Raw genomic sequence first — 13796 nt, 5'->3', positions numbered from 1 at the left:
AAAGGCCTCGCATGTCCATTCTCGTCAACAAAGACACCAAGGTTCTCGTTCAGGGCCTAACCGGCAAGACCGGAACCTTCCACACCGAACAGGCGCTTGCTTACTACGGCACCCAGATGGTCGGCGGTATCCATCCGAAGAAGGGTGGCGAAACCTGGACCGGCGCGAAGGGCGAAAGCCTGCCGATCTTTGCAACCGTTGCCGAAGGCAAGGAAAAGACTGGCGCCAACGCGTCTGTCATCTATGTTCCGCCGGCCGGAGCCGCCGACGCGATCATCGAGGCGATCGACGCCGAGATCCCGTTCATCACCTGCATCACCGAAGGCATTCCGGTCATGGACATGGTGCGCGTCAAGGCTCGCCTCGACCGCTCCAAGTCGCGCCTGCTCGGCCCAAACTGCCCGGGTATCCTGACGCCGGAAGAATGCAAGATCGGCATCATGCCGGGCTCGATCTTCCGCAAGGGTTCGGTCGGTATCGTTTCCCGCTCGGGCACGCTAACCTATGAAGCCGTGTTCCAGACCTCCAATGAAGGTCTCGGCCAGACGACGGCCGTCGGTATCGGCGGCGACCCGGTCAAGGGCACCGAGTTCATCGACGTCCTGGAAATGTTCCTGGCCGACGAAGCCACCCAGTCGATCATCATGATCGGCGAAATCGGAGGTGCGGCTGAAGAAGACGCAGCCCAGTTCCTCAAGGACGAAGCCAAGAAGGGCCGCAAGAAGCCGATGGCCGGCTTCATTGCCGGCCGTACGGCGCCGAAGGGCCGCACCATGGGCCATGCCGGCGCCGTGGTTTCCGGCGGCAAGGGCGATGCGGAATCGAAGATCGCGGCGATGGAATCGGCAGGCATCAAGGTATCGCCCTCTCCGGCCCGCCTCGGCAAGACGCTGGTTGAAGTCCTCAAGGGCTAAGCCACCTATATAGACCGGGCGGAGGAACGGCATCTGCGCCCTCCGCCCGGCCTCGACAACACGAAACCAGCAGATGCGCCGCGGACAGGCGGCAATCGAATGCGGCAGCCGGCCATCAAGCCGGCAAATTCATCAAAGTCAGGAGGCGGACGGAAGCGTCCGCATATCACCATGGCACGGCAAGAAGCCAACGAGCAGTTTCAGATCACCTCGTTTCTGGATGGCGCCAACGCTGCCTATATCGAGCAGCTCTACGCGCTGTATGAAGAGGACCCAGCATCGGTCGACGATCAGTGGCGGTCTTTCTTCAAGGCGCTGGAGGAGGATCCCAGCGATGTGAAGAGGGCGGCCAAAGGGGCTTCCTGGCGCAAGAAGAACTGGCCGCTTCAGGCCAGCGGCGATCTGGTGTCGGCTCTCGATGGCGACTGGGGCATCGTCGAGAAGGTGATCGAGACCAAGGTCAAGGCCAAGGCCGAAGCTCAGGGCAAGCCTGCCGACAGCACCGAGGTGCTGCAGGCGACGCGCGATTCCGTGCGCGCCATCATGATGATCCGCGCCTACCGCATGCGCGGTCACCTGCATGCCAAGCTCGACCCGCTCGGCATCGCCGCTCCCGTCGACGACTATCATGAACTGTCGGCGGAGAATTACGGTTTCACGGCCGCCGATTACGATCGCAAGATCTTCATCGACAACGTGCTCGGCTTGGAATACGCGACCATCCGCGAGATGATCGAAATCCTCGAGCGCACCTATTGCTCGACGCTCGGCGTCGAATTCATGCATATCTCCAATCCGGAAGAGAAGGCGTGGATTCAGGAGCGCATCGAAGGACCGGACAAGGGTGTGGCCTTCACGCCGGAAGGCAAGAAGGCGATCCTTGCCAAGCTGGTCGAAGCCGAAGGCTACGAGCAGTTCCTCGACGTCAAGTTCAAAGGCACGAAGCGTTTCGGTCTCGACGGCGGCGAATCGCTGATCCCGGCGCTGGAGCAGATCCTCAAGCGCGGCGGTCATCTCGGCCTCAAGGAAGCCGTGTTCGGCATGGCCCATCGCGGCCGTCTGAACGTGCTCTCCCAGGTCATGGGCAAGCCGCACCGGGCGATCTTCCATGAGTTCAAGGGCGGCTCGGCCGCTCCCGATGAGGTCGAGGGCTCGGGTGACGTCAAGTACCATCTCGGCGCCTCCTCCGACCGCGAATTCGACGGCAACAAGATCCACGTTTCGCTGACGGCGAACCCGTCGCATCTCGAAATCGTCGACCCCGTCGTCATGGGCAAGGCCCGCGCCAAGCAGGATATGAACGCCACCGTCTGGGACGGCGACATCATCCCGCTTTCCGAACGCGCCAAGGTTCTGCCGCTGCTGATCCATGGCGACGCGGCCTTTGCCGGCCAGGGTGTCATTGCCGAAATCCTCGGCCTTTCCGGTCTGCGCGGCCATCGCGTCGCCGGCACCATGCATGTGATCATCAACAACCAGATCGGCTTCACCACAAACCCGGCCTTCTCGCGCTCGTCGCCTTATCCGTCTGACGTCGCCAAGATGATCGAGGCGCCGATCCTGCACGTCAACGGCGACGATCCGGAAGCCGTGGTTTATGGGGCGAAGATCGCCACCGAATTCCGCATGAAGTTCCACAAGCCTGTTGTGCTCGACCTGTTCTGCTACCGCCGCTACGGCCACAATGAAGGCGACGAACCGTCCTTCACGCAGCCGAAGATGTACAAGGTGATCCGCGCCCACAAGACCGTGCTGCAGCTCTATGCGGCCCGTCTCGTCGCCGAGGGCCTGCTCACCGACGGTGAAGTCGAGAAGATGAAGGCCGACTGGCGCGCCCATCTCGAGCAGGAGTTCGAGGCCGGCCAGCACTACAAGCCGAACAAGGCCGACTGGCTTGATGGTGAGTGGTCGGGACTGCGCACGGCCGACAATGCCGACGAGCAGCGCCGCGGCAAGACCGCCGTGCCGATGAAGACGCTGAAGGAGATCGGCCGCAAGCTCTCTGAGATCCCGGCGGGCTTCAACGCACACCGGACGATCCAGCGCTTCATGGAAAACCGGGCCAACATGATCGCCACCGGCGAGGGTATCGACTGGGCGATGGCCGAAGCGCTCTCCTTCGGCGCGCTCTGCGTCGAAGGCAGCAAGATCCGCCTCTCCGGCCAGGATTGTGAACGCGGCACCTTCTCGCAGCGTCACTCGGTTCTCTACGATCAGGAAACCGAAGAGCGCTACATCCCGCTCGCCAATCTTTCGCCGACGCAGGGTCGCTACGAAGTCATCAATTCGATGCTTTCGGAAGAGGCCGTGCTCGGTTTCGAATATGGCTATTCGCTCGCCCGCCCGAATGCGCTGACGCTCTGGGAAGCCCAGTTCGGCGATTTCGCCAACGGCGCGCAGGTGGTCTTCGACCAGTTCATCTCGTCGGGCGAACGCAAGTGGCTGCGCATGTCGGGCCTCGTCTGCCTGCTGCCTCACGGTTATGAAGGTCAGGGTCCCGAACACTCCTCGGCCCGCCTCGAACGTTTCCTGCAGCTTTGCGCGGAAGACAACATGCAGGTCGCCAACGTCACGACGCCGGCAAACTATTTCCACATCCTGCGCCGGCAGCTGAAGCGCGACTTCCGCAAGCCGCTGGTCCTGATGACGCCGAAGTCGCTGCTGCGCCACAAGCGGGCGGTCTCGACGCTTGCCGAAATGGCCGGCGAATCCGCCTTCCATCGTCTGCTCTGGGACGATGCCGAGGTGATCAAGGACGGCCCGATCAAGCTGCAGAAGGACAACAAGATCCGCCGCGTCGTCATGTGCTCCGGCAAGGTCTATTACGATCTTCTCGAAGAGCGTGAAAAGCGCGGCATCGACGACATCTATCTCTTGCGCGTCGAGCAGCTCTATCCGTTCCCGGCGAAGGCGCTGATCAACGAGCTGTCGCGCTTCCGCAATGCCGAGATGGTCTGGTGCCAGGAAGAGCCGAAGAACATGGGCGCATGGTCGTTCATCGACCCCTTCCTCGAATGGGTGCTCGCCCATATCGATGCGAAGTACCAGCGCGTCCGCTATACCGGCCGTCCGGCCGCCGCCTCGCCGGCGACGGGCCTGATGTCCAAGCATCTGTCGCAGCTCGCCGCATTCCTCGAGGATGCATTGGGCGGTTAAAACAAGGGGGCGCGCAATGGCTTATTTCTTTCTGAGACTGCAGCCGCCGCGCCCCACTTTCCCGCATGACGGGACCGGGGAGGAAATGGCGGCGATGAAACGCCATGCTGAATACTGGCATCGGATCGCCCTTGCGGGATCGGCTATCGTCGTCGGACCCGTCTTCGAGGGTGAAGGCGCCTGGGGCATGGCGATCGTCGAGGTCGAGGATCAGGCGGCGGCGCAGCTTCTTGCCGACGGCGATCCGATCATCGCTTCCGGTTTCGGTTTCCGCTTCGATATCCTGCCGATGCCCTCGATCATCTCGCGGCCGCCCGCCGTCTGAAACGCATAAACGAAAACACACGAAATCAGGATCTGAACAATGGCCACAGAAATCCGCGTTCCAACTCTCGGTGAATCCGTCAGCGAGGCAACCGTCGGCACCTGGTTCAAGAAGGTCGGCGACGCCATCAAGGCCGACGAGCCGATTCTCGAGCTTGAAACCGACAAGGTGACCATCGAAGTTCCAGCACCCGCCTCCGGCACGCTTTCGGAAATCGTCGTTGCCGCCGGCGAGACCGTCGGTCTCGGCGCGCTGCTCGGCCAGATCGCCGAAGGTGCTGCCGCTGCTGCCGCGCCGGCTGCTGCTGCACCGGCCGCCGCGCCCGCCCAGCCGGCCCCGGCTGCTGCTACCCAGCCAGCGCCAGTTGCCGCTGCTGCATCGTCGTCATCGAGCGCTTCCGTCTCCACCATGCCGCCGGCACCGGCGGCTTCGAAGATGCTTGCCGAAAACAACCTTTCTGCCGATCAGGTCGACGGTAGCGGCAAGCGCGGCCAGGTGCTGAAGGGCGATGTCATCGCCGCCGTCGCCAAGGGCATTTCCGCTCCGGCGGCCGCGCCCGCAGCAACGCCTGCCGCCGCGCGGGGCCCGTCGACGGTCGAGGATGCTTCGCGCGAAGAGCGCGTGAAGATGACGCGCCTGCGCCAGACGATCGCCAAGCGCCTCAAGGATGCGCAGAACACCGCCGCCATGCTGACCACCTACAACGAGGTGGACATGAAGGCGGTCATGGATCTGCGTAACAAGTACAAGGACATTTTCGAGAAGAAGCACGGCGTCAAGCTCGGCTTCATGGGCTTCTTCACCAAGGCGGTGACGCATGCGCTGAAGGAACTGCCGGCCGTCAACGCCGAAATCGACGGCACCGACGTCATCTACAAGAACTACTGCCATGTCGGCATGGCCGTCGGTACGGACAAAGGCCTCGTCGTTCCCGTCATCCGCGACGCCGACCAGATGTCGATCGCCGAAATCGAGAAGGAACTCGGCCGTCTTGCCAAGGCAGCTCGTGATGGCTCGCTCTCCATGGCCGACATGCAGGGCGGCACCTTCACCATCACCAATGGCGGCGTCTACGGTTCGCTGATGTCTTCGCCGATCCTCAACGCGCCGCAGTCCGGCATTCTCGGCATGCACAAGATCCAGGAGCGGCCGGTTGCGATCGGCGGCCAGGTTGTCATCCGTCCGATGATGTATCTGGCGCTGTCCTACGATCACCGCATCGTCGACGGCAAGGAAGCGGTCACCTTCCTCGTGCGCGTCAAGGAAAGCCTGGAAGATCCGGAACGTCTGGTTCTCGATCTCTAAGGGAGCGCTTTCGATGCGGAACCGGATCATGCGAGCGGCGCGCCTTCTTCTTTGCGCTGCCGCCGCGCATATTCCGGTCGCCGCATCGGCTGCCGGCTGGGATATCGGCAAGGCAAGCAGCAATTTCGACCTGGTGGCGCTCAGCGATGCCGAGCTTTCCGACCGGTCGATCGGCGTCATCCATATGGGCAATGTCGAGCTGACATCGGGGCGCATCGTTGCGGCCGATCCGCTCGCCCAGCCCGACCGTCCGGCACTCGCAAGAACGGTTGCGCCTGGCGAGTATCCGGTAACGCTCTACCAGGCCTTCGGGCGCGTCGCGGCCGCCAGCATGCGGTTTGCCGAGGGCAAGCCGGATCGTTGGGAGCTTGCGGTCCTGCCCGGGCAGGACCCGGCGACGCTGAAGGACGGCGAGATCTTCGGTTATCCTGTCGATGCCGGCCTCGGCTGTTACATGGACGTCGATACGCTTGATCTGATCGGAGAGCGCGAAAAGCAGGTGCAGGCGCAGAAACCGGATTCCGACGTCAACTATTACGACGACGTGCTGGCGTCGGACCTGGAAGCCAACAAGGACATCTATGCGCTGCACCGGCCGGTCGCCGGTAAGAAGGGCAATGTCGCGGTGTTCTGGAGCGGCTGGGGCGACGGTTTCTATCCAGCCTTCTGGGGGCTCGACAGGGATGGCCGTGCACTGGTGCTGTTGACGGATTTCAGCGTTGTCGAGAACGCCGACGGGCGGAGGGAGCCGAAGCTGCAATGAGCGGAAGGATCAGGACCACGGCGAGACGGAAAGGCGTGGCTGCAATCGCAGCCGCCGCGTTTTTCGTCGTTCCGGCCTCCACCTTCGGTGCCGCATGCAAGCAGGAGCAGGCTGTCTATGTCGATCGCGATGGTGCCTATGAATTGCGCTTTGCACCGCTGAATTCTCCATCGGCGGCCGCCAGCAACCAGTTCAAGGTCAGCGCGCTGAAGACACCTGTCGTGATGGAAGGTTATGTCATGCCGTCGGAAGATCCGGTGCGCGCCATCGGCATCCTGATGTTCAACTGCCCCGAGGGTGATGCGACCGGCGCCGATCTCAATGCCTGCACGGTCTGGCAGGGCGCCGTCTATGGCATGGATGCCGAGGGCGAGATGGACAATCTGCAACCCGAAGGCGCTGAAGCGGCTGAAAAGCTCGTGCTTCCCGGCCTTGGTCCCGCCATCCGCGAATCCAGCGCCTGGGGCGAGGGCAAGGCCGTGGTGGCACCGTGGGACGTGCTGACATTCAAGGAGTGTGCGACATGAGCGATACACCTGTTGTTCTCATTACCGGCGGAAGCCGGGGTATCGGCGCCGCGGCTGCACGGCTCGCGGCACGCCAGGGCTGGCGTGTCGCGGTGAACTACGCCGCCAACCGTCAAGCCGCGGATGCCGTCGTGGCTGCGATTGTCGAGGATGGCGGCGAGGCCGTGGCGATCCAGGGGGATGTCGGCAAGGCTGCGGATATCGTCTCGATGTTTACGACGGTCGACCGGCATTTCGGCCGGCTCGACGGGCTCGTCAACAATGCCGGCATCGTCGATTATCCCCAGCGCGTCGACGAGATGTCGGCGGAGCGGATCGAGCGCATGCTGCGCGTCAATGTGACAGGCTCGATACTCTGCGCCGCAGAGGCCATACGTCGCATGTCGAGCCGGCATGGCGGGCAGGGCGGGGCGATCGTCAACATCTCGTCGATGGCGGCGATCCTCGGTTCGGCGACGCAGTATGTCGATTATGCCGCCTCGAAGGCGGCGATCGACACGTTCACCGTCGGGCTGGCGCGCGAGGTCGCAGCCGAGGGTATCCGTGTGAATGCGATAAGGCCCGGCGTCATCGAAACCGACCTTCATGCCTCCGGCGGCCTGCCGGATCGGCCGCGGGAACTGGCGCCGTCGATCCCGATGCAGCGCGCGGGCACGCCCGCGGAGGTGGCGGATGCGATCCTCTATCTTCTGTCACCTTCGGCTTCCTATATCACCGGCGCGATCCTCAATGTGAGCGGCGGCCGCTAGAACGACAGGGCGAAAAACAGCCTGCAATATATTCTCGAATTCTACGGCCAGATATCGCGCGCGGCCGATTAAACGAAAAATCCAAAGGGAAAGAAGCAATGTCCTACGATGTGATCATTATCGGAACCGGCCCGGGCGGCTATGTCTGCGCCGTCAAGGCGGCCCAGCTTGGCCTCAAGGTCGCCGTCATTGAAAAGCGGGCGACCTATGGCGGCACCTGCCTGAACGTCGGCTGCATTCCGTCGAAGGCGCTGCTGCATGCCTCCGAAATGTTCCATCAGGCCGGCCACGGGATGAGCGCGCTCGGTATCGATGTCCTGGCGCCGACGCTCAATCTCGGCAATATGATGGCCCACAAGGATGCGACGGTGAAGTCGAATGTCGACGGCGTCGCCTTCCTCTTCAAGAAGAACAAGATCGATACCTTCCAGGGCACCGGCAAGATCGTCTCGGCCGGCAAGGTCTCCGTCACCGCCGAAGATGGCAAGGTGCAGGAGATCGAAGGCAAGAACATCGTCATCGCCACCGGCTCCGATGTCGCCGGCATTCCCGGCGTCCAGGTCGAAATCGATGAAAAGACCATCATCTCGTCCACCGGCGGCATCGCGCTGGAGAAGGTGCCGGAAACGCTGATCGTCGTCGGCGGCGGCGTCATCGGGCTCGAGCTCGGTTCCGTCTGGTCGCGCCTCGGCGCCAAAGTCACCGTCGTCGAATATCTCGACACCATCCTTGGCGGCATGGACGGCGAAGTCTCCAAGCAATTCCAGCGCATGCTGGCCAAGCAGGGCATCGATTTCAATCTCAGCGCCAAGGTCACCGGCGTTGAAAAGGCCGACAAGGGCGCCAAGGTCACTTTCGAGCCGGTCAAGGGCGGCGACAAGGTGACGCTCGACGCCGAGGTCGTGCTGATTGCCACCGGACGCAAGCCATACACGGCGGGCCTCGGCCTCGAAGAGGCCGGTGTTACGCTCGACAATTGCGGCCGTGTCGAGATCGACGGTCACTACAAGACCAATGTCGCCGGCATCTATGCGATCGGCGATGTGGTCAAGGGTCCGATGCTGGCGCACAAGGCGGAAGACGAGGGCGTGGCGCTTGCCGAAATCCTCGCCGGACAGCATGGCCATGTGAACTACGAGGTCATTCCGAGCGTCGTCTACACCCAGCCGGAAATCGCTTCGGTCGGCAAGACCGAGGAAGAGCTGAAGGCGGCAGGCGTCGCTTACAAGGTCGGCAAGTTCCCATTCACGGCGAACGGCCGCGCTCGCGCGATGCTGGCAACGGACGGCTTCGTCAAGATCCTTGCCGACAAGGAAACCGACCGGGTGCTCGGCGGCCATATCGTCGGCTTCGGCGCCGGCGAGATGATCCACGAGATCGCCGTACTGATGGAGTTCGGCGGTTCCTCGGAAGATCTCGGCCGTACCTGCCACGCGCATCCCACGATGTCGGAAGCGGTGAAGGAGGCTGCGCTCGCAACCTTCTTCAAGCCGATCCATATGTAATCTTACATATTCGTAACAAAGCATACAGCCGCTTGCCGGAAGGCAGGCGGCTGTTTTAGTTGTTGCGTATCGTTGAGTTCAGCATCCGTGAAGGTCCAGAAATGCAGCAGCCATCCATCGTGAGTTACAGCCTGAGCCAGCGTTTTCTTCACTGGGCCGTGGCGCTGCTGATCTTCTTCAACCTGCTGTTTCCCGACGGCATGAATATCTGGCATCGGCTGATGCGCAGAGGCCAGGTGCCGACACCGGAGCAGATTTCGTCGGCAAATATTCATGCCTATGTCGGCATCGCCATCCTGCTGCTTGCCTTCCTCAGGCTCGGGCTGCGTTTTACCAAGGGCGTTCCGGATGAGATCGCGCAGGAGCCGGCGATCTTCCGTCTTGCAGCGAGGCTTGCCCATGCCGGCCTCTACATCCTGATCTTCGCGATGCCGCTTTCAGGCATCGCCGCCTACTATTTCGGTATCAATCCCGCCGGTTCGTTCCACGCGGATGTCCTGAAAATCATTCTCTGGGCGCTGATCGCGGCGCATGTCGCCGGCGCCCTCGTCCATCAGTTCTATTGGAAAAGCAATGTTCTGCGCCGCATGACGCTCGGCTGATCGCCGGCATAAGCGATCACATGCGCCTTGGCCCGTTAATCGATGAGGTGGCACAAATGGGAGTTTGATTTAGCTTATAGTTGGTTCGCAACGCATCCCGTTCCATGGAAAAGACGCCTTCCCTCCGTCACTCCAGTTTCCTTGGAATTCGGAGAAATCCGATGTGAAGGTTATAACCAGATTCCCGTGGCCGTACTTGTCTTGCCAAACGAGATTGCGCGTTAAATCATTTCCATCACCGTCGTCGCTCGGCTCAGCCAGCAAGCCAGTGACAGTCTGCCCTTCCTCGAAGAATACGTAGCTTCCCCTTATCTTGCCGTCTGTGACACTCGGACCGAACGTTGTCTGCGCCTCTGCCATGATGCCGTTCGACAGGAGTTCCCCGCAATATTTTCCCAGCGGAAATCGATTACTCTGGGTGGCGGTGGCGATGCATGGGATAGCGGAAGCGGCAAGAATCGCGACCATTCGTAAACTGCGAATAGCTTTCAATTTGTGCTTCCGCGGTGGCGGCAAAAAGTTGGGCCGATTTATAGTTTCCATCTCCGGCGAAATTAATTCGCTTCCCGAACCAGAGCTTGTTTTCACGCCGCCCATCCGGTGCACAAGGCCGACTTTGCCAAGCATGTCCGCTCCGTCAATCTTGGCACTGAAGGCTTAATTTACAGCTGTTACGGTGAAGCCCTGCTGGCGCAGCAGTTCGATGACGCCGTCCTTGCCGGGCAGATGCAGGGCACCGACGGCCATGAAGACGTTGCCGCTGTCGAGGATGGGCGCTGCGCGCTCGGCCATCACCTTGTTGCGGTCAAGGATGACGCGCTGCTCGAAGGCGGCATAATCGCTGTTTTCACCTTCCTCCTCCGGTGTCACGGTTTTCAGCATCGGCATGGTCATGCCGATATCACCCGAGAGGTAGAGGTCGGTCATCGTCTCGACGACATCGCTCATCTTGTCGCCGAGTTCCAGCGTCTCGATCAGCGATTTCAGATGGAATTCGACCGGCAGATCGGCCATGGCCTGGATCTGCTCGGCAAGGGTTTCCAGCCCCTTGACCTGTTTGCCCTGAGCAATGGCATCGGTGGCGATCTTCTGGTCGAGGAACTGCGCGCCTTTTGCCTTGCGGGCGATTTCGCAGGCCGGCAGGGCGACGGCGCTGGAAATCATCCAGGGCCGCATCCGGGAAACGGCGCTGATCGGGATACCGCGCTGCTTGAGGCCGGTTTCGAGACGCTTGTAGTCCTCGGGAGAAAGCAGCTTGTCGATCGTCGTGCCGTCGGTGAACATCGTCAGTTCCGGCTTTGCAAGCAGGGCGGCGGTCGCCTTCCGCTCATCGAGGATCTCGTCGGATTCGATGATGATCGTGTCGGCGGCATCGTGGGCTGCCTGGGCGCGCGGCGGCAGGGCCAGCACGCGCGGATCGGTGACATGCATGCTGCCGAGCAGCCACGAGGGTGCCAATCCCGGCTTCTCGATCTTCCAGAAGATACCCTTGCCGTTCGGCGTGGCGTCGGCTTCCTTCAGCGCCTCTGCGTAGCGGGCAGGGTCGTTCTGCTGCAGCTCGACCATCAGATTGCGGCCGGTGCAGGCGACGTCTTCGGCCGCTGCCGGCCTTGCCGTCAGGAAGGCGGCAAACAGGGCGGCAAGAAGCAGCATGTGAAAGGCTGCGATCAGCCAGAGCAACAGATTGGCCGGCACTGCGAGGTAAGACGTCCGGCGGCCGATTGATGTCGTCATGATGGGTGTTCCGATCACATGCTATAGGCTTCATGCTCTACGCCCGGCTTGCGCATATTCCTTTAAGAGAATGCCTTAACGAGAGCTTAAAGCGCCTCACATTCAATCGCATCCATGCGATGCGCTTTAAGCCTATCGTTTATGCATGTCGTTGCCCCAAAACCGCTGCGCACTTTTGGGCGACATCCATTACGCTCGCGGATGCGCCCGATCATACACCTCGAGCAGCCGCGATGCATCGACGCCGGTATAGACCTGCGTTGTGGAAAGGCTGGCATGGCCGAGCAATTCCTGGATGGTGCGCAGATCGCCGCCGCCGGCAAGCAGATGGGTGGCGAAGGAGTGGCGCAGTGCATGCGGTGTCGCCGTCTCCGGCAGGCCGAAGGCGCTGCGCATCTTCTGCATGGTGCGCTGGATGATCGCCGCTTGCAGCTTGCCGCCGCGGGCGCCGCGAAACAGCGGCTCGCCAGCCTCGAGATGGTATGGGCAGAGCGTGCGGTATTTCTCGACCGCGTCGAAGACCACGGAGAGCAGCGGCACCAGCCGCGTCTTGTTGCCCTTGCCGGTGATGCGGAGAGTCGTCGCGCCCTTCTGCAGGTCGGCGGGAGTAAGATCCAGCGCTTCGGAGATGCGCAGGCCGCAGCCGTAGAGCAGCGTCATAACCGCCGCATCGCGCGCCGCAATCCAGGGTTCGTCATGGAGCTGGGCGTCGTCGCTGACGACGGTGATCGCCTGGGTGTCCGACAGCGGCTTGGGCAGCGATTTCGGCTGTTTCGGCGAGCGCACCGCGGCAGCACCGGCGGCGTTGACCAAGCCCTTCTTTTCGAGATGGCGCAGCAGCGAGCGAAGACCGGCGAGATTGCGACCGAGCGATCGGGCGCCGGAGCCCTGCTTTCGCCGGGCCGCCAGGAAGGCGCGGAAATCGGCGGAGCGCAACTCCCTGATATCGCCAAGCGTCACCGGGCCGGCGAGATGGCCGGTCAGAAAGGTCAGAAACTGGCGGGTATCGCGCTCGTAAGCGTCGAGCGTGTGCTCGGAAAGACGGCGCTCACTGGCGAGGTTTTCGAGCCAGGCGGCCCGTTCCGTCATCAGGCGCGGATCGGCGATAACAAGCAGTTCGTTCACGTTGCGGGCCTTGATTTTGCCTTCAAGTCCGCCAATTTGGAGCAGGAACAGTTATGGAATTGCTAATGCCGGCCAAGCGTTTGTCATCCTTCGATCATATTCTATTGCGATAGCTTATACCCCATAGACAGGATCTTTCATGGCACGGCGCGATTCCATGACGGCTTTCGGACAGCTCGCGGAAGCGATCGCTCTCGTTTCACACGGAAAGCCCGGTCATATCGTCGATACGCTGATTGCCGAACGCGGCCAGAGGATCGTGAAAAATCCGCTCTGGCCGGTTATGCGGCCGTTCCTCTACACGCTGCTGCGCTATAACAAGGCGCTCGAATTCGCCAATGCGGTCGCCAAAATGCCGGGCTTCCAGTCGTTCGAATATCTGAGCGATGTGCTGAGGCTCGACATCGGCATCACCAATGGTGAACGCATTCCCGATACCGGCGGCTTCATCCTCGTCAGCAACCATCCGACCGGAATTGCCGACGGCGTTGCCGTGTTCGATCTCTTGAAAACGCGCCGGCCGGACATGATGTTCTTTGCCAATCGCGATGCCATCCGCGTCAATCCGCGCTTTGCCGAGATGATCATTCCCGTCGAATGGCGGGAGGAGCATAAGAGCAAGCTGAAAGCGCGCGAAACGCTGCAGCTGACCAACCATGCGGTGAAGGAAGGCAAGGCGACAGTGCTCTTTCCCTCAGGCCGTATCGCCTATTGGGCGAACGGCCGGCTGAATGAACGTCCGTGGAAGACCTCGGCCGTCGGGTTGGCGCGCAAATACAATCTGCCGATCCTTCCCATTCATATGACGGCACGCAATTCCGGCCTGTTCTACTGGCTGGCGAAATGGTCTACCGAGCTTCGCGACATGACCGTGTTCCACGAATTGTTGAACAAACGCGGCGACCGCTTCGATTTCGTCATCGGCAATCTCATTCCGGCCGAACAGCTGGACGGCGACCTCAATGAAGTGACGAAGGCGCTGGAGAAACATACGGTGCAGGACATGGCTAGAGATGGTGACGCGAGTTTCGCGCCGGTCGGTCTGCCGGTTGCGGCGACGCGCCGCGAGATTCCGGTTCCTGCAATCTAAC

At 61.6% G+C, this 13796-nt stretch carries 13 protein-coding genes; 10 read left to right on the top strand and 3 right to left on the bottom strand.

The annotated features are described in order from the left end of the window. Window positions 1-11 precede the first annotated feature (11 nt). The 9 genes from sucD (at window position 12) to AC25BC_RS20080 (ending at window position 9846) form a co-directional block, all read left to right on the top strand. The gene (gene sucD, locus AC25BC_RS20120) at window positions 12-914 is read left to right on the top strand and encodes a succinate--CoA ligase subunit alpha (RefSeq protein ID WP_012759277.1); all 903 of its coding nucleotides are present in this window, start codon (window positions 12-14) and stop codon (window positions 912-914) included. 171 nt (window positions 915-1085) lie between these two features. After that, complete coding sequence (locus AC25BC_RS20115; RefSeq protein WP_012759276.1) at window positions 1086-4070, top strand: 2-oxoglutarate dehydrogenase E1 component; 2985 nt, start codon at window positions 1086-1088, stop codon at window positions 4068-4070. A 16-nt stretch (window positions 4071-4086) separates the two neighbouring features. After that, a complete protein-coding gene (locus AC25BC_RS20110; RefSeq protein ID WP_113547572.1) occupies window positions 4087-4395 on the top strand; it encodes a YciI family protein in 309 nt (102 codons plus the stop codon). A gap of 39 nt (window positions 4396-4434) precedes the next feature. Continuing rightward, window positions 4435-5700 carry a 2-oxoglutarate dehydrogenase complex dihydrolipoyllysine-residue succinyltransferase gene (gene odhB / locus AC25BC_RS20105; RefSeq protein WP_128438301.1) on the top strand — a complete coding sequence of 422 codons (1266 nt, stop codon included), beginning with the start codon at window positions 4435-4437 and terminating at the stop codon, window positions 5698-5700. Between the two features lie 13 nt (window positions 5701-5713). Beyond that, window positions 5714-6463 carry a DUF4241 domain-containing protein gene (locus AC25BC_RS20100; protein WP_128438300.1) on the top strand — a complete coding sequence of 250 codons (750 nt, stop codon included), beginning with the start codon at window positions 5714-5716 and terminating at the stop codon, window positions 6461-6463. Beyond that, on the top strand, window positions 6460-6990 hold the full coding sequence (locus AC25BC_RS20095) for a hypothetical protein (protein WP_128438299.1): 531 nt from the start codon (window positions 6460-6462) through the stop codon (window positions 6988-6990). The genes AC25BC_RS20100 and AC25BC_RS20095 overlap by 4 nt, the downstream gene beginning before the upstream one ends. Then, on the top strand, window positions 6987-7739 hold the full coding sequence (locus AC25BC_RS20090; protein WP_012759271.1) for an SDR family oxidoreductase: 753 nt from the start codon (window positions 6987-6989) through the stop codon (window positions 7737-7739). Before AC25BC_RS20095 ends, AC25BC_RS20090 begins: the two co-directional genes overlap by 4 nt. A gap of 98 nt (window positions 7740-7837) precedes the next feature. Further along, window positions 7838-9244, top strand: a complete 1407-nt coding sequence (lpdA, locus tag AC25BC_RS20085) for a dihydrolipoyl dehydrogenase (RefSeq protein WP_128438298.1) — start codon at window positions 7838-7840, stop codon at window positions 9242-9244. A 101-nt stretch (window positions 9245-9345) separates the two neighbouring features. Next, window positions 9346-9846, top strand: a complete 501-nt coding sequence (locus AC25BC_RS20080; protein ID WP_128438297.1) for a cytochrome b — start codon at window positions 9346-9348, stop codon at window positions 9844-9846. Window positions 9847-9915: 69 nt separating this feature from the next. On the opposite strand, the gene AC25BC_RS20075 is transcribed toward AC25BC_RS20080, so the two are convergent. From AC25BC_RS20075 to AC25BC_RS20065, 3 genes are all read right to left on the bottom strand, one after another. Then, a complete protein-coding gene (locus tag AC25BC_RS20075) occupies window positions 9916-10473 on the bottom strand; it encodes a hypothetical protein (RefSeq protein ID WP_012759268.1) in 558 nt (185 codons plus the stop codon). Between the two features lie 30 nt (window positions 10474-10503). Further along, a complete protein-coding gene (locus AC25BC_RS20070; RefSeq protein ID WP_017995369.1) occupies window positions 10504-11580 on the bottom strand; it encodes a TraB/GumN family protein in 1077 nt (358 codons plus the stop codon). Between the two features lie 189 nt (window positions 11581-11769). Next, a complete protein-coding gene (locus AC25BC_RS20065) occupies window positions 11770-12705 on the bottom strand; it encodes a tyrosine recombinase XerC (RefSeq protein WP_062941246.1) in 936 nt (311 codons plus the stop codon). Window positions 12706-12844: 139 nt separating this feature from the next. On the opposite strand from AC25BC_RS20065, the gene AC25BC_RS20060 reads away from it, so the two are divergent. Continuing rightward, a complete protein-coding gene (locus tag AC25BC_RS20060) occupies window positions 12845-13795 on the top strand; it encodes a GNAT family N-acetyltransferase (protein WP_128438296.1) in 951 nt (316 codons plus the stop codon). Window position 13796: the final 1 nt, after the last annotated feature.

It is taken from the genome of Rhizobium sp. WSM409 (genome assembly GCF_057653825.1).
This window is presented reverse-complemented; position numbering and strand designations above follow the sequence as displayed.